Below are 17,457 nucleotides of genomic sequence, written 5' to 3' on the forward strand. Positions count from 1 at the left end.
CGAAAGATGATGTTGACGGGGTGAATACGTCCGATGAGCGACACCAGCACGACACAGCAGCTGTCTGCCGACTCTGCGGAGAACGCCGGCCACGGCCGGCATCGCGGTGAGGTCGCGGCCAAGGAGAGCGACACGGCTCCCCACGGCCGGCACCGCAGGCCCGCCGCGGAGACCGCCGAGGCGGCCGCCTGAGCCGGACAGCGGACAGGAAAGAGGGGGCACCGGCCGGTGCCCCCTCTTTCCGTTCGGTCGGCCCGACGTGAGGACGGGCATCGGCCGGGTGTCAGGAGTGCTCCACGACGGTGTCGGCGAGCACGGGCGCGTCGTCCCGCTCCGCGGCGCCCACGGCGACCCGGACCCGGCCCGCCTCCTCGCGCCACATGCGGATGCGCAGCATCTCGCCGGGGTAGACCACGCCGGCGAACCGGGCGCCGTACGACCGCACCCGGTCCACGTCGCCGTCGAGCAGGGTGTCGACCACGGCCTTGAGGGTCATGCCGTAGGTGCACAGCCCGTGCAGGATGGGCCGGTCGAACCCGGCGCGCTCGGCGAACTCGGGGTCGGCGTGCAGCGGGTTGTCGTCGCCGGACAGGCGGTAGAGCAGGGCCTGGTCCGGGCGGACGGGTCGCTCGACCACCCGGTCCGGCGGGCCGGCCGGCTCCCGGGTGCGGGCCGAGGGGCCCCGCTCGCCGCCCCAGCCGCCCTCCCCCCGCACGAAGATCCGGGCGTCGTTCGTCCACAGCGCCCCCTGTTCGTCGGCCACGTCGGTGCGCAGGACGAGGACGGCGGCCTCGCCCTTGTCGTACACGGCGGCGATGCGGGAGGTGGCGGTGGCGGCGCCGGTCACCGGGATGGGCCGGTGCAGGCGCAGGGTCTGCCCGCCGTGCAGGACCTTGGCCAGATCGACGTCGACGCCCGGCATGGACAGCCCGGCGATCACCCCGGGCGCGCCGGCGCCCGCCACGGTGGCGAAGCTCGGCAGCACGTGCAGCCGGGACTCCAGCGTGTAGCGCAGCTCGCCCGGGTCGGTGGCGGGGGTGCCGGCGCCGATGCCCAGGTGGTAGAGCTGCACGTCCTTGGCGGTCCAGGTGATCGGTTCGGAGCGGGGTTCGGCGGCGAGGGCCTTGGCTGCGTCGATGGGCATGGGGCTCCTGAGGGGTGTCGGGACCGCTGCGCGGCCTTCCGCACGGTGCGTCGGTCGCGCCGGGCCGTGACATTTGTACTGCCCGGGTCCGTACATGCGCATCTGCCGGGCGGCCGGGTCCTGCTCGTACTGTCATAGCCATGACGGAGAACGAGGACACCGCCGTGTCCTTCACGGGGGCGGTCCGTACCTACGGGTCCGTGCGCGCCGTGGACGGGGTGGATCTGCGGATCGGGCGCGGCGAGACCGTGGCCCTGCTGGGCCGCAACGGGGCCGGCAAGTCGACCACGATCGGCCTGCTGCTGGGGCTGTACCCGCCGGACGCCGGCCGGGTGGAGCTGTTCGGCACCGAGCCGGAGCGGGCGGTGCGGGCCGGGCGGGTGGGCGCGATGCTCCAGGACGCCCGGCCGGTGCCCCGGGTCACCGTGGGCGAGCTGGTCGGCTTCGTGGCCTCCCGCTATCCGGCGCCGATGCCGGTGCGCCGGGCGCTGGAGCTGGCCGGGATCGCCGCGCTGGCCGGGCGCCGGGTGGACCGGCTGTCGGGCGGGCAGGTGCAGCGGGTGCGGTTCGCGGTGGCGCTGGCCGGCGATCCGTCGCTGCTGGTGCTGGACGAGCCGACGGCGGCGCTGGACGTGGAGGCGCGGCACGTGTTCTGGGAGGCGATGCGCGGTTACGCCCGGCGCGGCCACACCGTCGTCTTCTCCACCCACTACCTGGAGGAGGCGGACGACTTCGCCGACCGGATCGTGGTCATGGACCGGGGCCGGATCGTCGCCGACGGCACGGGCGAGGAGCTGCGGCGCGCGGCGGGCGGCAGCCTGGTCACGGTGTCCCTCGCGGGCCGCGACCCGGACGGGCTCGCCCTGCTGCCCGGCGTCCGCTCCCTGGAGGTGCACGGCGACCGGGCCCGGCTGCGCACCGACGACTCCGACGCGACGGTGGTCGCGCTGGCGGAACTGGGGGCGATACGGGGGCTGGAGGTGGCGCCCGCGTCGCTGGACGACGCCTTCCTGGCGCTCACCTCGCCGCCCGGCGACGACGGCCCGGCCGGCCGCCGCGCGCCCGCACCCCTCGACCACTCCCCCACCGCGAAGGCCTCGTGATGCTCGCCTACGTCCGTCTGGAGATCCGCCGCACCCTGCGCGACCTCGGCTTCGTCATCGGCGGCATCGGGATGCCGGTCATGATGTACCTGCTGTTCACCAACATCGGCGGCGCCGACGGGGCCTGGCGCACCGCCGCGATGGTCGGCATGGCGGCGTACGGCGCCGTCGGCTCCGCGCTGAACACCGGCGGCGCGGTCGCCGAGGACCGCGCGGTGGGCTGGCTGCGCCAGCTGCGGGTGACGCCGATGACCCCGCGCGAGGTGGTGTGCGGGCGCGCGCTGACCGGTGTGGTGACGGTGCTGCCCGCGATCGTGGCCGTCCTCGCGGCGGGCGGTCTGGTCAACGGGGTGCGGCTGGCGCTGTGGCAGTGGGCGGTGATCGCGCTGCTGCTGTGGGCGGGCTCGGTCCCGTTCACGCTGCTGGGCCTCGGCAACGGCTACCGGCTGACCGGGCCCGCGACCGGGGTGGCCAACATGGTGTGCAACCTGGGGCTCGCGGTGCTGGGCGGTCTGTGGTTCCCGGTCGCGCTGTTCCCCGGCTGGCTGCGCGCGGTGTCGGCGTACACCCCCACCAACCGGTTCGCGGAGCTGGGCGACGCGGTCGCGCGGGGCCACGCCCCGGGGGCCGCTGCCATCGTCGTGCTGTCGGCCTGGCTGCTGCTGTTCGGCGCGTACGCCGTGCTGTCCTACCGCCGTACGGCGGGCACGATCTGATCGGGGGCGAGGGATGGCGTGGTGGCGGGAAGCGGCGGAGCGGCGACGGCCGCGGGAGGGGCGCGTGTCCGCGTGGGCCGCGCGCCGGGCGGCCCGGAAGGACTGCGCGGAGGCGGACGCCCGGCACGCGGGCCCGCCGGCGACGGGCTTCACCCTGCTGCCCTGGCTGCTGGTGGGTCTGGGAGCCCTCTCCAACCTCCTCCAGGGCAGCACGCCGAACCCCCTGGTCGGCGGCCTCGGCCTGCTCGTCTTCAACTCCCTCTACATCTATGTGACGTTCCGTTCCTTCGACCGCGCCCGCCGCGAGGCGCGGCGCACCCGGCTGGCCCTGCTGCTGATGGCCCTGCTCACCACGGGGCTCGCGCTCGGGTACGGCGGTGCCTGGCTGTCGTTCTTCCCGCTGCTCGGCCTGGCCGCGGGCGCCGCGCTGCGCGGCCCCCTGCTGGGCCGTGCGGGGGTGCTGCTCGCGGTGTACGCGGGGGCGGTCGCCTACGTCCGGGGCGGCTGGGACGACGCGTCGACCATCGGGTACGCCACGTTCATCTCCGCCATGGTGACCGCGGCGATCCTCGGACTGTCCGAGGCGGTACGGGAGTTGCGGGCCGCCCGGGAGGAACTGGCGCGGCGCGCGGTGGCGGAGGAGCGGCTGCGTTTCTCCCGCGACCTGCACGATCTGCTGGGCCACACGCTGTCGGTGATCGTGGTGAAGTCGGAGGCGGCCCGCCGGCTGGCCCCCCGTGACCTGGCCGCGGCGCTGGGCCAGATCACGGACATCGAGTCGGTGGGCCGGCAGGCGCTGACCGAGATCCGCGAGGCGGTGACCGGCTACCGCGAGGGCGGTCTGGCGACGGAACTGGACCGGGCGCGCTCGGCGTTGTCCGCGGCCGGGGTGGAACCGGTGGTGCGCCGGTCCGGCACGCCGCTCGCCCCGGGGACCGAGGCGCTGCTGGGCTGGGTGGTGCGGGAGGCGGTCACCAACGTCGTCCGCCACAGCGCCGCGAGCCGCTGCGAGATCACGGTGAGCGGCGGCGCCGAACGCGTCCGCCTCACCGTCGCGGACGACGGCCCCGCCAAGCCCTCCGCGCCCGGCACCGGAACCGGCCTGAAGGGGCTGACCGAACGCCTCGCCGCGGCCGGCGGCACCCTGACGGCGGGCGTGTCCCCGCGCGGGGGCTTCACCGTGACCGCGGAACTCCCGGCCGTCGCCGAGGAGTTGCGGCCGACGGCCGTCACGGGCTGACCGGCACCGGGTAGCATGCGCGGCCATGTACCAGGTGGAAGCGGCGCTGCCGAGTGTGGCGGAGTACCGCGCGCTGCGCACGGCGGTGGGCTGGGCGTCCCCCGACGAGGCGGTCTGCCGGCGGGCCCTCGACGCCACCGGCTTCGCGGTCGTCGCCCGGCACGGGGGCCGCGCCGTGGGCATGGCGCGGCTGATCGGCGACGGGGCCGTGTACGGAGTCGTCGTCGACGTCGCCGTCCACCCGGACCACCAGGGCGCGGGACTGGGCCGCCGCATGGTCGACGCCCTGGTGGCCCGGGCCACGGCCCGGGGGATCCGCACCACCGTGCTCATCGCCGCCCCCGACGTCGTCCCCTTCTACGAACCCCTCGGCTTCGTCACGACCCCGGACCACGTCATGAGGCACGCACCGGGCTCCCCGACGTGAGCACGTCGGGGAGCCGGAACCGGGGCCCCCGTACGCTGGGCGCATGGACGAGGTGCCCATCCGGGTTCTGCTTGCCGAGGACCAGGGGATGATGCGCGGCGCGCTCGCGCTGCTGCTCGGGATGGAGAAGGACATCGAGGTCGTCGCCCAGGTGGCCGCCGGGGACGCGATCGTCCCCGGGGTGCTCGACCGGCGGCCCGATGTGGCGCTGCTCGACATCGAGCTGCCGGGCGGGAGCGGGCTGGACGCGGCGGAGGAGCTGCGGGAGAAGGCGCCGTGGTGCCGGGTGCTGATCCTGACGACGTTCGGGCGGCCGGGGTACCTGCGCCGGGCCATGGAGGCCGGAGCGGCGGGGTTCCTGGTCAAGGACGGGCCGGTGGAGGAGCTGGCGGCGGCGATCCGGCGGGTGCTCGCCGGGGAGAGCGTGGTGGATCCGGCGCTGGCCGCGGCGGCGCTCAGCGCCGGGCCGAATCCGCTCACGGCCCGGGAGCGCGAGGTGCTGACCGCGTCCGTGGACGGGGCGACCGTCGCGGACATCGCCGGCCGGCTGCGGCTGTCCGAGTCGACGGTCCGCAACTACCTGTCGTCCGCCATCGGCAAGACCGGCACCCGCAACCGCGCGGAGGCGGTGCGGGAGGCCCGGCAGCAGGGGTGGCTGTGAGCCGCCGTCACTTGTGCCCCAGGCGGCGCGGCAGCCACAGCAGCATCAGCAGCGCCCCGGCCAGCAGGACGGCCGCACAGGCGCGGAAGGCCAGGGCGTAGCCCTCGGTCAGGGACTGCGGGTCGGTGCCGGTGCCGGTGCCGGTCGCGGCGACCGTCGACATCACCGCGAGGCCCAGCGAACCGCCCATGGTGCGGGAGGTGTTGATCAGGCCGGAGACGACGCCCGCCTCGCCGCTCGCCGCGCCCGAGGTGGCCAGCGCGGCCAGCGGGGTCATCGCCAGGCCGCCGCCGAGCATCATCAGGATGCCGGGGCACATGATCGCGGTGACGTAGGCCTCGTGCGCGCTCATCGTCGACTGCCAGCCGAACCCGGCCACCGCCACCAGCGTGCCCAGCACCGCCACGCCGCGCGGGCCCGCCGTCCGCATCAGGCGCGGCGCCAGCTTGGAGCCGAGGACCACCGCGAGGGAGCTGGGCACCAGCGCGGCGCCGGCTTCCAGCGGGGAGTAGCCGAGGACGTTCTGCGCGTACAGCGTCATGAAGTACCACATGCAGAACATCGCCGAACCGGACACCAGCATCGCCGCGTTGGCCGACGCGACCGCGCGCCGCCGCAGCAGTCCGAGCGGCATCAGCGGGGCCGCGGTGCGCGCCTCGGTCAGCAGGAACAGCGCGATCAGCAGCACCCCGGCGGCCAGCGGCACCAGGGTGGCCGCGGACGTCCAGCCGGTCTCCTGGGTGCGCGAGATGCCGTACGCCAGCGTGCCGAGGCCCGCCGTGACCAGCAGCGCGCCCGGCAGGTCCAGGCGCCGTCCGTCCCCGGCCCGGCTCTCGGTGAGCCAGCGCGCCGAGCCGGCCAGCACCACCGCGCCCACCGGCACGTTGATCAGCAGCACCCAGCGCCAGGACAGCGCGTCCACCAGCACCCCGCCGACGAGTCCGCCCGCGGCGCCGCCGCCCGCTCCCACCGCGGCCCAGGTCGCGATGGCCCGCGCCCGGGCGGGGCCCTCCGGCACCGCGGCCGTCAGCAGGGTGAGCGTGGAGGGTGCGAGGACCGCCGCGCCGAGGCCCTGCGCGGCGCGGGCGAGCAGCAGCTGCCAGCCCTCCTGGGCGAGGCCGCCGCCCAGCGAGGCGAGGGTGAACAGGCCGAGGCCGACGAGGAACATCCGCTTGCGGCCGTAGAGGTCGCCGGCCCGGCCGCCGAGCAGCATGAAACCGGCGAAGGCGATCGCGTAGGCGTTGACCACCCATTGCAGTCCGGACGGGCTGAGGCCGAGGTCCGCGCGCATCGACGGCAGGGCGACGTTCACCACGGAGACGTCCAGCACCACCAGGAACTGTCCGGCGCAGGCCAGCGCCACCACCAGCCAGGTGGGGGGTGTCGTACGGCGGGATATGAGGGGCGGGGTGTCGGCGGTCTCCAGCATGGCTGTCATGGTCTCAGGCCGCTTGCGGTCCTTGCATCGGCATTTCGGACCACGGGACCTACTCCGCGCGGACTACGTCGCGGACTAGGTGCTCCACCACAGGACCCTTCATGACGCCGCGTCAGAAACCAATGGGATGGTCAAATAAACATTAGAAGCCCGAAGCAACGGAATAGTTGCGTGCGCATACGAGGTTTACCCGGCACTTATGTCTACGGGAGGCCGCACTCAATGACCCACACGACGACCGAGGAACCGCGAGGCAAGGCGAGCGGGGCCGTCGTCCCGGTACTCGCCTTCGCGGGCATCGTGGTCGCGGTGATGCAGACCCTGCTCGTGCCGGTCATCAAAGACCTGCCGCAACTGCTGCACACCGCACCCAGCAACGCCACCTGGGTGCTCACCTCGACCCTGCTGTCCGGCGCCGTCGCCACCCCGATCATGGGCCGGCTCGGCGACCTGTACGGCAAGCGGCGCATGCTGATCGCCAGCCTCGCCGTGATGGTGATCGGCGCCCTGGTCAGCGCCTTCACCAGCCAGCTGCTCACCATGATCGTGGGCCGCACCCTCCAGGGCTTCGCGATGGGCGCGATCCCCCTCGGCATCGGCCTGATGCGGGACATGCTGCCGCGCGAACGGCTCGGCTCCGCCATGGCCCTGATGAGCTCCTCCATAGGCGTGGGCGGCGGCCTCGCCCTGCCCGCCGCCGCCCTGGTCGCCCAGCACACCGACTGGCACGCGCTGTTCTACGGCGCCGCCGGCCTCGGCGTGCTCGCCATCGCCCTGACCCTCCTCGTCGTCCCCGAGTCCCCGATGCGCGCGCGGGGCTCCTTCGACCTGCCCGGCGCGCTCGGCCTCTCCGCCGGTCTGGTGCTGTTCCTGCTGCCCATCACCAAGGGCAGCGACTGGGGCTGGGCCTCCGGCACCACCCTCGGCCTGTTCCTCGCCGCGGTCGTCGTGCTCGTCCTGTGGGGCCTGTACGAGCTGCGCGCCGGAGCACCGCTGGTCGATCTGCGCACCACCGCCCGGCCCGCCGTGCTCTTCACCAACCTGGCGTCGATCATGGTCGGTGTCGCGTTCTACGTCGTCTCGCTGGTCCTGCCCCAGCTGCTCCAGCTGCCGAAGGCCACCGGGTACGGCCTCGGCCAGTCCATGGTCGTCGCCGGTCTGTGCGTGGCCCCGCTGGGCCTGACGATGATGTTCACCGCGCCGGTCTACGCCCGCCTCTCCGCCCGCTACGGGCCCCGGACCACCCTCATCATCGGCCTGCTGATCATCGCCGTCGGCTACGGCGGCGGGCTCGGCCTGATGGAGGCGCCCTGGGAGACGATCCTCACCTCCGTGATCCTCGGCGCGGGCATCGGTCTCGCCTACTCCTCGCTGCCCGCCCTGATCGTCGGCGCGGTCCCGGCGTCGGAGACCGGCGCGGCCAACGGCCTCAACACGCTGATGCGGTCCATCGGCACCTCCGTGTCCAGCGCCGTCATCGGCATGGTGTTGGCCAACACGGCGCACACGGTCGGGGGCCTCGCGATCCCCACGATGCACGGGTTCCGGGTGTCCTTCCTCATCGCCACCGGCGCGGTGGCGGTCGGCCTGGTGATGGCGCTGTGCCTGCCGAGGACCGGCCGCGCGCCGCAGCAGCACGTGCAGCTGCGCGCCAGCAGCGAGGAGGACGCCGTGCTGGAGCGGGCCGAGGACGTGCTGCGGGGCTTCCGGGGGCGGGTGCTGGACCCGGCCGGGGTCCCCGTGGCCCGGGCCAAGGTGACGCTCATCGACCGGCGCGGCCGGCAGGCGGGATCGGCGGTCTCCGCCGACGACGGCGCCTACGAGCTGGCCGTACCCGGGCAGGGGGCGTACGTCCTCGCCGCGCGGGCGGCCGGATACGGGCCGCTGGCCTCCGCCGCCACGCACTCCGGCGAGGAGCGGACCGTCGAGGTGGACCTCGCCCTGCCGGGCGAGGCGGTGAGCGTGTAGCGCGCCGGGTGGGGGCGCCCCCGTGCGCCCCGGCGCGAACGGGTGCGGCAGCATGGGGGCCCGCATGCTGCCGTGTCCCTGAACTGGAAGGCGTCCCCATGGCCACCGTCCCCAAGCCCGAGATCCTCGCCGCGTTCGAGGCGGCCAAGGGGTTCATGCCCGTGGACGAGGGGCTGGCCCTGTACGCGGCGGCGGTCGAGGCCGGCGCGCTGGGACTGCCGTTGCTGGAGGTGGGGACGTACTGCGGGCGGTCCACCGTGCTGCTCGCGGACGCGGCCCGGTCGGCGGGGGTGACCGCGCTGACCGTGGACCACCACCGGGGCAGCGAGGAGCAGCAGCCGGGGTGGGAGTACCACGACCCCGAGACCGTGGATCCCGAGGTCGGTCTGATGGACACGCTGCCCGCCTTCCGGCGGACGCTGTTCAAGGCGGGCCTGGAGGACCACGTGATCGCCCTGGTGGGGCGGTCGCCGCAGGTCGCGAGCGTGTGGGGCACCCCGCTGGGGTTCGTGTTCATCGACGGCGGCCACACCGACGAGCACGCGGGCGCCGACTACGAGGGATGGGCGCCGCACGTGGCCGAGGGGGGCCTGCTGGCCATCCACGACGTGTTCCCCGAGCCCGCGGACGAGTTCACCGGGCAGGCGCCCTACCGGGTGTACCTGCGGGCGCTCGGCTCCGGCGCGTTCACCGAGGTGGCGGTGAGCGGCTCGCTGCGGGTGCTGCGACGCACGGGGACGGGGGTCTGAGGCCCCGGTTAGAGTCGCGGGTGTGGTCGAACCCGGACTCGCAGCGGATGGTGCAGACCCCGTGGGCGTCCATGCTCAACGCACCGCGCCGCGCGTCCACCGCTCCGGTGGTCGCGCCGCCCAGTTCGGAGCCTCAGCGGATCATCTTGGAAATCCGGGCGGGCGACAGCGGCCGGTACACGGAGTTCCTGGTCAGCGAACTACGCAAGGCGGTCAAGACCAGGGGCTCGATCGAAGCCACCTTCGCGCCGCCCCGCGGCCGGTGACCCCTGTAAGGCCCCTGGGCGGTTCTCTCCCGCCACAGGGGCCTTACGTGGCCGGGCGTCACCTACGGCGATGCGAGACGCCAGACACCATCACCTGAGGCGGCGCGCCGAGGTAGCCACCGGCCTGGAACATGCCAGCAAACGCCCCCGGACCGTGCCGGTCATCGAGCCACCGGCACAACCTGACCGTGTCGCCGCTGACAATCGCAGCCACGACCAGGTCGTGCAGCTCCTCCGGCTCGCCCACACCGAACTCGCCGAGCCAGCGTTCGTATCGGTGGTTCACGCTTTTCTCGTACCGGCAGAGCGAGGCAACGTAGGCGCCGGCCTCTCCACCGATCTGGGTGTCCAGGTCTCTCGGGACCTCCGCGGCGCCGAGCTGCCCGGTCACGTCCCGGTAGGCCCACCATCCCGGATCGCTCGGAGATTCGGGGCTGGTAATTCCGTACCGGCTGGCCACGTACCGGGTGATGCGTCTGGCCTCCCGGTCGCAGGCTCCTTCCATGACGACCCCCAGGTTCCGGGTGTGATGGGCGTCGTGCGGGTCGGCCGCCGAGTACGAGCGGCCGTCCGGGCGGCGCCAGTTGATGCCGTACTGCGTCCGCGCCACCTGTCCGTCGAGGAGGACGTACCGGCGCGCGGACCCGTAGTGCAGAGAGTCGTGCGCGTAGGCCCGGACCAGGTCGAGCATGGCCAGACCAGGGTCCGCGGGGGCCGCCCGGTGCATCGGCCCGTACATGGTGATGACGGCGGCCATCTGCATGTGCCGGTATCCCTGGTTGGGGTGGTGGAAGCCTCCCCAGGCGCCGGGCCGCGCCGACTCCGCGCCGACGAGTACCCGGTCCAGCGGCAGCAGCTGGTCGAGGCCGACCTCGGCGTAGCGGATGCGAGCGCGCCGAAGTCCGCCGTGCACGGGCGCGGTGTCGATGTCTGCCTCCTCCCATGCATCCAGCCGTTCGGCCAGGCTGCGGAAGGTGTGAGCGGTGTGTTCACTGCTATGGGTCAGCGGTGAGGGGTCGGTGCGCCACGCGGCGAGCGCGTTGGCGACCGCCGGCCGGTCGCCGACGAGCACCTCGTTGGGAGCGAGCAGGTTCAGGCCGTCGAGCCGTTGATGAGCTGCCGGTGGGAGTCCTGCATCCCCTCCGGCAGCTCCGTGGGCGTGAACCATCGGGCCTCCAGAATCTCGAAGTTGTCGAGGTCGAGGGAGCCACCGACGACGAGCGCTTCGTAGGCGACCTCGATGCGCAGCTTGTAGCCGCTTTTGAGGTGCACCAGGCGGCCGACCTTCACATCGAGGCCGGTCTCCTCCTTCACCTCCCGCACGATGGTCTTGGGGAACTCCTCGCCCTTGTCGGCGTAGCCGGTGGGAAGGCCCCAGGGCTTTTCGGGCGGCCACATGCGGTGGCGGAGCAGGAGAACCCGGCCGGCGTCGTCGCACACGACTCCGGTCACTCCGACCATGAACTTGGCGTGAGCGAACCAGAGGACGCGCCACTGGAGCGGGCCCCGGATCGCACGCCATACGGGAAGGATCAGTCGCTTCATCGGTGGACCTTTCCGGTAGGAGATCCGCCATATTGGCGGCTTTCTCCCGTCATGACCAACTACCTGCGTGGGCGGGGTGGGGGCTGCCCAGCTGCGGGGCGCGGATGGGCGGCCGTAGCCGCTGCCATGTGGTCTGGCTGGATCGGCAGCGGAGCTAATGGTGGTGCGCTGGTTGGGCGGTCCCGCCGTCGGGACGGGGGTGTCGGCGGCGGGACGGGGGTGTCGGCGGCGGGACCGTGCGGCCTCCCCTCCAGGGGGTCGGCGAGGCCGCGGCTCAGGGGTTACTTCTCGGGGTACGTCTGCTGTCGGGCGGGTCGGCATGGCGTAGGGCAGATGTAGATGGTGCCGCTCACGCTGGTGCCGGTCTCGATGATGACCGGGAGCGGCTCACCTCGATTTGCTTGTCGCAGCGGGCGCACATCATCGGCGGGCCGCCCTTACCGCGCGGACCAGGCTGAGGCCCGTGGGGCATTGGGTGCGGTCGTCCACGCACTGCTCGCACGTCTGGCCGTGCTCCACCAGCGCCTTCGGCACCTCTCGCTCGGCGCACCGGCGGCACCCGCGCGGGAACCAGCGGCTGACGACGCCGCCGATCTCCTCACGCCGCTGGCCGAGGTCCAATGCGGTGGCGCCTTCGAGCCGCATGTCGCACCAGACGCAGTGAGCGCCCCGTACTTGCGGGGCCGTCAGCTGGGACGGCGCCGGGAGCTCCAGGTGGGCGAGCAGCGCGGCGGCGCTCGGTGGGCTGCTCACGGTGTCACTCTTCATGAGGTCTTCGCTTCACGGCGGTAGCCGCCGGGCCCGAAGGCCGCGGCGAGGAGTGTCGGGTCGGTGAGTTGGCCCGTGCCGTCGGGTGCTTCCGCCCACCACCTACCGCCCAGAAAGCGGATGACGGGCGGGCACTCCAGCTCCCATCCGGCCGGATGCACGGTGAGGCCGGCGACATCGTCCAGCTCGTCGGCGAGGCCGGGAGGAAGCAGCCACCAGGCCATCGCGCGGCTGGTGTCCGCGAGGACGGCCATGGGGGGCGGCCTCCATCCGGCGGAACGCTTCGAGGGAGCGTGGCAGGGGCGCCTCGGCCACCCGCCAGTACGGACCGGTGGGGATCGCAGCCGACTGCCCTACGTCCCACGCGCGCTGCACTGCGGCTGGATCAGGGGCGCAGGACAGCAGCCACGCTTGTCCCCACGGGCCAGGTCGAGGGAAGGGTGTGAAGGCATGACCAGCACGTTAGGGAGCGCTGAGAATCAGGGTCCGGTGTGATTCGCGAATATTCGCCTGCGGCTACGGCGGATTCGCTGTGATGCTCAGGCGAGGTCGGCGGCCTGCGCGCGGGCACGGGCGAGCAGGCGCCGGGCGTGCGTGCCGTACACGGCCGACGCGGCGAGCGTGTCCCATACGCGACGGTACAGGGCGATGGTCTCGGCGTCGTTCAGCCACAACTCGGCGTGCCAGTCCTCAACGATGGTCAGGCGGTCGTCGTACAGCCAGAATCCATTGGCTGGTGGGATGGTGAGGTGCGCGCCGAACGGCACGATGCCCAGTTGCACGGTGTCCAGGCCGATGACGGAGGCGAGCCGGTCCATCTGCCCGGCGAGGACGTCGCGGGGCGCCACAGCGGCGTACAGGGCCGCTTCCCACAGCAGGATGTGGAACACCCGGCCGGGCTCGTACAGCAGTGTCTGGCGGGCGACACGGGCGCGGACGGCGTCCTCGATGTCCCGGGGCGCCTGGTGGAGTTCGGCGTAGCGGGAGAAGACGTGACGGGCGTACTCCGGAGTCTGGAGCATCCCGACGACCATGGCCCCTTCCCACGCCCGCAGGTGGATAGAGCGCTCGTACTCGATGGTCAGGACATCCTGCACGGGCCGGTGCCCGGCACGCAGCTGGCGGCGCCACGATCGGGTGTGGGTCTCCAGCCCTTGCAGGCGAGCGACGAGCTCCTCGGCGGTGGAGGGATGGCCGCTGGCGTTGGACCAGGCGGTGACGTCCTCGGGGGTGGCCGTCTGCCGGCCGGTCTCCAGCTTGGACACCTTGGCCTGCGGCCAGCCCAGCAGGGCGGCCAGTTCGCGCTGCGTGCACTGGCCGCGCAGCTCGCGGAGCCGGCGGCCGAGCGCCTCGCGGGCCTGCTGAAAGTCCGTGGTCACGTTGGGGAAGTTACCCGCGGAACTGGTCGTACGGCATGGCGTGGTGCCAGGCAGCTTCGCGGGCCTGGGCGTAGCGGAGTACCTCGACCGGGTTGGTGATCAGTTCGACACCGGTCATGTCGTCAGCGTCGTTGAAGTGCAGTAGGGCGACAACGCGCGCGTCGAAGATCCAGAAGTCTTCCCCGGGGAGCTGGAGTTCGTCGGCCTTGCTGCGGGTCAGCACGCGGATGGCTTCGCCAGCGGTCGTGTTGCGGCGGGCGTTGTCGAGCAGGTAGCGCTGGCCCTCGGTGGGCGGCTCGTCCAGGATCCGCACCCGTTCGAACCGCTTCCCGAGGGCTACCTGCTCGCGCCGCTCGCGGCACCACGCGTCTTTGAGGTCCCAGTCGACACGGCCGGCGGTGAGGAACTCGCGGTAGGTGTCCTGCTGCTCGTCCCAGGCGTAACGGCGGCGCGTCTCCAGCCGCCATGCGGAGTGGCGCAGGGTGGTGAACATACCGTCGAACTCTTCGAAGCTGATCATCTGAGGCACGTGGGCAGCCTCGCGCGGGCCGAAGTTGGCGAGCAACTCGCGCGGGACGACGACCGCGCCCTCGTCGTCGGTCAGGTTGTGGAGCTGGTCGAGTTCGTCCGGGTCGGTGACGCGGTCGCCCTGGACGACGTAGTCGCCGGACGGCGTCGTGTACAGGGTGGGGCAGCCGTTGTTACCGCTGTTGGTGCCGACCTTCCACAGCTTGCGGGTCATGGCGTCTTCCCTTTCTGGGGTCAGGTGGCGCGCACGGTAGTCCGGGAAGGCCTTGGAGGAACAGTGCGCAGGCGGGCCGTACTGCTGTGCATGCCGACAGGTACGGCAGTACGGTGTGCGCACTCAACGCTGGGGGGCTGATGAGCTAGGGGAGCAACGGCGCTGTGGACGCCGGAGTGTTCGTGACGGCACTAGTGCCGCTGTTTGTGAGCGTGGCCAAGGACTGGCCGGTGCTGCTCTGGGTGTTCGGGGCGGTGCTCCTGGGGGTCATGGTGACGACGGCCGCGCGCCGGCAGCAGACCGGCAAGGGCAGCTCGGAGCCGGGCGAGCGCCCCTGGCATCGCGAGAAGTAGACCCCGCTGTCAGGGTGCCACAGACCGTCTACGGCACACAGCAGCCCAGCGAGGGGGCGAGGCGGCACACGACGCCCCGGCCTATCCGGGTCCCGGATCCGCTCTGGCAGGCCTACGGGCGCGTCTGCGAACGGCTCGACACGGATCGGGCCAACGATCTCCTCGACCACATGAAGGACCGGATCCGCGAACACGGGACAGACGAGGATCGTGCAGACCTCGAAAAGGCCGAGCGTGAACTCACGGAGCGACGGGCCCGAAAGGGCGGCCGACCAAAGCGGTTCACCCCCTCGGGCCACTGAGCTTCACCAGAGCGATTCGTCTCACATATCTCTCACAGACCATGCGGACGGACGGGTGCCGGGAACCGCTCGACAGGGCCGCCCGTAGGGCCGTCGTGGACCCCCTGGACGGCCGTTAGGGTGGCTGACGTGTCATACACAGGCCCGGAGCTCGAACCCCCGCAGCAGCGCCGCCCCCGGCGCGGACCGCTCGTCGTGACGCTCGCCGCGCTGGTGGCCGGCGCGCTGGCCGGCTGGCTGGCGTACGAGACGGCGGGCGGCGGTGGCGGCCACACCGACACCGCCGCCCCCTCCTCGCCCTCCCCCTCCGACCACGCGTCCGCGTCCGCGTCGTCCGGCGCCGACGGCAAGGCCGCCGCACCGCTCGCGGGCAAGGTCGTCGTCATCGACCCGGGGCACAACCCGGACAACTTCCGGCACCCGGCCGAGATCAACCGCAAGGTGGACATCGGCAGCAACCTGAAGGAGTGCGACACCACCGGGACCGCCACCGACGGCGGTTACGCGGAGGCGTCGTTCACCCTCGACGTGGCGCACCGGCTGCGGGCGCTGCTGGAGCGGCAGGGCGCCACCGTGCGGCTGACCCATGACGACAAGGGCCCGGACTGGGGGCCGTGCGTGACCGAGCGGGCCGCGATCGGCAACAAGGCGCACGCGGACGCGGCGATCTCGATCCACGCCGACGGGGCGCCGGCCGGCGACCGGGGCTTCCACGTGATCCTGCCGGGGGCGGTGCACGCGGGCGCCGCCGACACCCGGCCGATCGTGGAGCCCTCCCGCGACCTCGGCAAGCGGGTCGCGGGGAGCTTCCTGCGGGCGACCGGCGAGCCGCCGTCCAACTACATCGGCCACGGCACCGCGCTGGACACCCGCACCGATCTCGGCGGTCTCAATCTGTCAACGGTTCCCAAGGTGTTCATCGAGTGCGGCAACATGCGCGATACCAAGGACGCGGCACTGCTGACCAGCGGCAGCTGGCGACAGAAGGCCGCGCAGGGGATCTCCGAGGGAATCGTGAGTTTCCTGCGCGGGTCCTGACCAGGGCCGTGACCAGCCGGACAGCCGGATCTCGCGGACGGTAGTGTCTAGCGACGACGAGACGACTCACGAAGGACCTGAAGTGAACATCCGCTCCCTCACTAGAGGCGACGGCGTGGTGATCGGAGCAGCGGTGTTGCTGTTCATCGCGTCGTTCCTCAACCTCTACTCCTACTCGGCCTCCGGCTTCTCGGAAAGCCAGAGCGTGTGGGACAACCTGGGGACGGGCCTCGGCACGTACATGGGGGCCGTCATCGGTGCCGCGCTGATCGTCCTCAACCGCTGCATGCCGCAGCAGCGCAAGGTGCTGGGCCTCGATCTCGGCATGGTGGGCACGGGGTTCACGGTTCTCGCCGCGTGGACCCTGTTCTGGACGCTGGTGGACGTGCCGGACCACATCGACGCGGGCGCCGGCCTGGTGCTCGGCTTCATCGCGGCCCTGGTCCTCGCCGCCGCCGCCATCGCCACCCCCCTGCTCCCGCCCCTGCAGGGCGCGCTGATCCCGGCCCCCAAGCCGGTCGCCCCGCAGCCGTACGGCGCGCAGCCGCCCGCGGGTTACGGGTACCCGGGCGTCCAGCAGCAGCCGTACGGTGCCCAGCCGCAGCAGCAGGGGCAGCCGTACGGGCAGCCGCAGCCGGCCGCCGGGCAGGCCGCCGCGCCGCAGCCCGCACCGGCGGACTTCTCGCCGTTCTGGTTCGCGGTGCCGGTGACCCGGCCGCTGTTCGCGGAGGACGGCTCGCCCACGCCCATCGCCGAACTGGCGCCGGGCACCTGGTACTTGGCGGTCGAACAGCGCGGCGCCGCGCTGGTCGCGCAGACCCAGGACGGCCGCCGCGGCGTGCTCCAGGACACCTCGGGCATCCAGCGCGGCTGAGCCCGAAGCTCCCGGGCGTACGGCCCCTCGCCCTTCCGGGCGGGGGGCCGTTGTCGTACCGTCGTCTCCCGGCTGCTTCCTGAATGTCCGTCAGGAAGCATGTGCCGTCCAGGAGTTCAGGAACCGCTCCTGAGCTCGCCCGCGGACGGCACCTTGTTCTGCACCGGCGCGCCCGCGCTCTTGCCCGCGTCCTTCACGTTGTTGATGACGTCGTTGAAGCTGTTCGCCGCGTTGGTGTCGCCACCGCGCAGCTTGGCCGGCAGGTCGCGCAGGTTCTCGATGCTCTTGCTCAGCGGGGCGAGCGCCTTGGACAGCGTGGGGTCGCCCTTGGCGTTGCGCTCGGCGGCCTTGAGCCGGTTGTAGGTGAACAGACCGGCGACACCGGCCTTCACCAGGGCCGTCCTGCGGCCGTGCGCGCCCTTCTTGAACTTGCCGGCCTTCCACGGCTTCACGATCCACTGGTAGGTGGCTCCGGCCGCGAGGCCCGCGTTCGCCACGAACCGGGTCTTGGCGAACTTCTGCCGCTCGGCGGGCGTGGTGGGACTGGGCGTGGCCGCGCGCTGGTCGAGCGCCGCCGCGGTGACGGTCTTGCTACCGGCATGGGAACCGGCGTTGGTGTTTCCGCAGGCCGTGGCACCGGCTACCAGGGCACAGCACAGGGTCAGCGCCACGCAGAGGCGCCGTATCGGTACAGGCACGGGGTCCTCCCGGCGTGTCTTTCCGAGTGGGGGGCTTCCTCAGCCA

At 72.7% G+C, this 17,457-nt stretch carries 21 protein-coding genes; 12 read left to right on the plus strand and 9 right to left on the minus strand.

Features of this window, described 5'->3' with window-relative positions; genetic code table 11:
• Positions 1 to 33 precede the first annotated feature (33 nt).
• On the plus strand, positions 34 to 192 hold the full coding sequence (locus ACSP97_RS11480; protein WP_355144219.1) for a hypothetical protein: 159 nt from the start codon (positions 34 to 36) through the stop codon (positions 190 to 192).
• A gap of 91 nt (positions 193 to 283) precedes the next feature.
• Here ACSP97_RS11480 and ACSP97_RS11485 read toward each other — a convergent pair whose 3' ends face one another.
• Positions 284 to 1,144, minus strand: a complete 861-nt coding sequence (locus ACSP97_RS11485) for a MaoC/PaaZ C-terminal domain-containing protein (RefSeq protein ID WP_440557370.1) — start codon at positions 1,142 to 1,144, stop codon at positions 284 to 286.
• Between the two features lie 140 nt (positions 1,145 to 1,284).
• Here ACSP97_RS11485 and ACSP97_RS11490 point away from each other — a divergent pair, with 140 nt between their 5' ends.
• From ACSP97_RS11490 to ACSP97_RS11510, 5 genes are read left to right on the plus strand one after another with little or no spacing between them, the layout of a single operon-like run.
• Positions 1,285 to 2,247 carry an ABC transporter ATP-binding protein gene (locus ACSP97_RS11490; protein WP_440557372.1) on the plus strand — a complete coding sequence of 321 codons (963 nt, stop codon included), beginning with the start codon at positions 1,285 to 1,287 and terminating at the stop codon, positions 2,245 to 2,247.
• Positions 2,247 to 2,963, plus strand: a complete 717-nt coding sequence (locus ACSP97_RS11495) for an ABC transporter permease (protein ID WP_355144225.1) — start codon at positions 2,247 to 2,249, stop codon at positions 2,961 to 2,963. The genes ACSP97_RS11490 and ACSP97_RS11495 overlap by 1 nt, the downstream gene beginning before the upstream one ends.
• A 13-nt stretch (positions 2,964 to 2,976) precedes the next feature.
• The gene (locus tag ACSP97_RS11500) at positions 2,977 to 4,203 is read left to right on the plus strand and encodes a sensor histidine kinase (RefSeq protein ID WP_440557375.1); all 1,227 of its coding nucleotides are present in this window, start codon (positions 2,977 to 2,979) and stop codon (positions 4,201 to 4,203) included.
• A 25-nt stretch (positions 4,204 to 4,228) separates the two neighbouring features.
• Positions 4,229 to 4,630 (plus strand): GNAT family N-acetyltransferase, encoded by a 402-nt coding sequence (locus ACSP97_RS11505; protein WP_355144229.1) that lies wholly within the window; start codon positions 4,229 to 4,231, stop codon positions 4,628 to 4,630.
• A gap of 43 nt (positions 4,631 to 4,673) precedes the next feature.
• The gene (locus ACSP97_RS11510) at positions 4,674 to 5,291 is read left to right on the plus strand and encodes a response regulator (RefSeq protein WP_440557376.1); all 618 of its coding nucleotides are present in this window, start codon (positions 4,674 to 4,676) and stop codon (positions 5,289 to 5,291) included.
• Between the two features lie 7 nt (positions 5,292 to 5,298).
• Here the strand turns inward: ACSP97_RS11510 and ACSP97_RS11515 are convergent, their stop codons facing one another.
• Positions 5,299 to 6,729, minus strand: a complete 1,431-nt coding sequence (locus tag ACSP97_RS11515) for an MFS transporter (RefSeq protein WP_355144233.1) — start codon at positions 6,727 to 6,729, stop codon at positions 5,299 to 5,301.
• Positions 6,730 to 6,951: 222 nt separating this feature from the next.
• On the opposite strand from ACSP97_RS11515, the gene ACSP97_RS11520 reads away from it, so the two are divergent.
• From ACSP97_RS11520 to ACSP97_RS11530, 3 genes are all read left to right on the plus strand, one after another.
• A complete protein-coding gene (locus ACSP97_RS11520) occupies positions 6,952 to 8,697 on the plus strand; it encodes an MFS transporter (RefSeq protein ID WP_355323714.1) in 1,746 nt (581 codons plus the stop codon).
• A 98-nt stretch (positions 8,698 to 8,795) separates the two neighbouring features.
• The gene (locus tag ACSP97_RS11525) at positions 8,796 to 9,446 is read left to right on the plus strand and encodes a class I SAM-dependent methyltransferase (protein ID WP_440557377.1); all 651 of its coding nucleotides are present in this window, start codon (positions 8,796 to 8,798) and stop codon (positions 9,444 to 9,446) included.
• A gap of 47 nt (positions 9,447 to 9,493) precedes the next feature.
• The gene (locus ACSP97_RS11530; protein ID WP_355323716.1) at positions 9,494 to 9,712 is read left to right on the plus strand and encodes a hypothetical protein; all 219 of its coding nucleotides are present in this window, start codon (positions 9,494 to 9,496) and stop codon (positions 9,710 to 9,712) included.
• Between the two features lie 58 nt (positions 9,713 to 9,770).
• Here ACSP97_RS11530 and ACSP97_RS11535 read toward each other — a convergent pair whose 3' ends face one another.
• The 6 genes from ACSP97_RS11535 to ACSP97_RS11560 all read right to left on the minus strand — a co-directional run bounded on the left by ACSP97_RS11535 (position 9,771) and on the right by ACSP97_RS11560 (position 14,146).
• The gene (locus ACSP97_RS11535) at positions 9,771 to 10,784 is read right to left on the minus strand and encodes a hypothetical protein (protein ID WP_440557379.1); all 1,014 of its coding nucleotides are present in this window, start codon (positions 10,782 to 10,784) and stop codon (positions 9,771 to 9,773) included.
• Between the two features lie 20 nt (positions 10,785 to 10,804).
• Positions 10,805 to 11,257 carry an NUDIX domain-containing protein gene (locus ACSP97_RS11540; RefSeq protein ID WP_440557381.1) on the minus strand — a complete coding sequence of 151 codons (453 nt, stop codon included), beginning with the start codon at positions 11,255 to 11,257 and terminating at the stop codon, positions 10,805 to 10,807.
• A gap of 420 nt (positions 11,258 to 11,677) precedes the next feature.
• Positions 11,678 to 12,010, minus strand: coding sequence for a hypothetical protein (locus tag ACSP97_RS11545; RefSeq protein WP_440557383.1), 333 nt, complete (start codon positions 12,008 to 12,010; stop codon positions 11,678 to 11,680).
• A gap of 11 nt (positions 12,011 to 12,021) precedes the next feature.
• Positions 12,022 to 12,279 carry a hypothetical protein gene (locus tag ACSP97_RS11550; RefSeq protein ID WP_440557385.1) on the minus strand — a complete coding sequence of 86 codons (258 nt, stop codon included), beginning with the start codon at positions 12,277 to 12,279 and terminating at the stop codon, positions 12,022 to 12,024.
• A gap of 285 nt (positions 12,280 to 12,564) precedes the next feature.
• A complete protein-coding gene (locus ACSP97_RS11555; protein ID WP_355144249.1) occupies positions 12,565 to 13,404 on the minus strand; it encodes a helix-turn-helix domain-containing protein in 840 nt (279 codons plus the stop codon).
• 10 nt (positions 13,405 to 13,414) lie between these two features.
• The gene (locus ACSP97_RS11560; protein WP_358675287.1) at positions 13,415 to 14,146 is read right to left on the minus strand and encodes a DUF6879 family protein; all 732 of its coding nucleotides are present in this window, start codon (positions 14,144 to 14,146) and stop codon (positions 13,415 to 13,417) included.
• A gap of 182 nt (positions 14,147 to 14,328) precedes the next feature.
• On the opposite strand from ACSP97_RS11560, the gene ACSP97_RS11565 reads away from it, so the two are divergent.
• The 3 genes from ACSP97_RS11565 (at position 14,329) to ACSP97_RS11575 (ending at position 16,713) form a co-directional block, all read left to right on the plus strand.
• Positions 14,329 to 14,499: a hypothetical protein gene (locus ACSP97_RS11565; RefSeq protein ID WP_440557388.1), complete on the plus strand. Its 171-nt coding sequence runs from the start codon at positions 14,329 to 14,331 to the stop codon at positions 14,497 to 14,499.
• A 431-nt stretch (positions 14,500 to 14,930) separates the two neighbouring features.
• On the plus strand, positions 14,931 to 15,839 hold the full coding sequence (locus tag ACSP97_RS11570) for an N-acetylmuramoyl-L-alanine amidase (protein ID WP_440557390.1): 909 nt from the start codon (positions 14,931 to 14,933) through the stop codon (positions 15,837 to 15,839).
• Positions 15,840 to 15,921: 82 nt separating this feature from the next.
• Positions 15,922 to 16,713, plus strand: coding sequence for a hypothetical protein (locus ACSP97_RS11575; protein WP_355144257.1), 792 nt, complete (start codon positions 15,922 to 15,924; stop codon positions 16,711 to 16,713).
• Between the two features lie 116 nt (positions 16,714 to 16,829).
• On the opposite strand, the gene ACSP97_RS11580 is transcribed toward ACSP97_RS11575, so the two are convergent.
• Positions 16,830 to 17,411: a hypothetical protein gene (locus tag ACSP97_RS11580; protein ID WP_355323731.1), complete on the minus strand. Its 582-nt coding sequence runs from the start codon at positions 17,409 to 17,411 to the stop codon at positions 16,830 to 16,832.
• Positions 17,412 to 17,457 lie beyond the last annotated feature (46 nt).

The sequence above is a fragment of the Streptomyces sp. SCPE 10 genome (assembly GCF_051980735.1).
Classification (GTDB): domain Bacteria; phylum Actinomycetota; class Actinomycetes; order Streptomycetales; family Streptomycetaceae; genus Streptomyces; species Streptomyces misionensis.

Bases quoted from the DNA above. Each gene is read 5' to 3' on its own strand.
- ACSP97_RS11480 (WP_355144219.1), top strand. From the start codon at position 34: ATGAGCGACACCAGCACGACACAGCAGCTGTCTGCCGACTCTGCGGAG.
- ACSP97_RS11485 (WP_440557370.1), bottom strand. From the start codon at position 1,144: ATGCCCATCGACGCAGCCAAGGCCCTCGCCGCCGAACCCCGCTCCGAA.
- ACSP97_RS11490 (WP_440557372.1), top strand. From the start codon at position 1,285: ATGACGGAGAACGAGGACACCGCCGTGTCCTTCACGGGGGCGGTCCGT.
- ACSP97_RS11495 (WP_355144225.1), top strand. From the start codon at position 2,247: ATGCTCGCCTACGTCCGTCTGGAGATCCGCCGCACCCTGCGCGACCTC.
- ACSP97_RS11500 (WP_440557375.1), top strand. From the start codon at position 2,977: ATGGCGTGGTGGCGGGAAGCGGCGGAGCGGCGACGGCCGCGGGAGGGG.
- ACSP97_RS11505 (WP_355144229.1), top strand. From the start codon at position 4,229: ATGTACCAGGTGGAAGCGGCGCTGCCGAGTGTGGCGGAGTACCGCGCG.
- ACSP97_RS11510 (WP_440557376.1), top strand. From the start codon at position 4,674: ATGGACGAGGTGCCCATCCGGGTTCTGCTTGCCGAGGACCAGGGGATG.
- ACSP97_RS11515 (WP_355144233.1), bottom strand. From the start codon at position 6,729: ATGACAGCCATGCTGGAGACCGCCGACACCCCGCCCCTCATATCCCGC.
- ACSP97_RS11520 (WP_355323714.1), top strand. From the start codon at position 6,952: ATGACCCACACGACGACCGAGGAACCGCGAGGCAAGGCGAGCGGGGCC.
- ACSP97_RS11525 (WP_440557377.1), top strand. From the start codon at position 8,796: ATGGCCACCGTCCCCAAGCCCGAGATCCTCGCCGCGTTCGAGGCGGCC.
- ACSP97_RS11530 (WP_355323716.1), top strand. From the start codon at position 9,494: ATGGTGCAGACCCCGTGGGCGTCCATGCTCAACGCACCGCGCCGCGCG.
- ACSP97_RS11540 (WP_440557381.1), bottom strand. From the start codon at position 11,257: ATGAAGCGACTGATCCTTCCCGTATGGCGTGCGATCCGGGGCCCGCTC.
- ACSP97_RS11550 (WP_440557385.1), bottom strand. From the start codon at position 12,279: ATGGCCGTCCTCGCGGACACCAGCCGCGCGATGGCCTGGTGGCTGCTT.
- ACSP97_RS11560 (WP_358675287.1), bottom strand. From the start codon at position 14,146: ATGACCCGCAAGCTGTGGAAGGTCGGCACCAACAGCGGTAACAACGGC.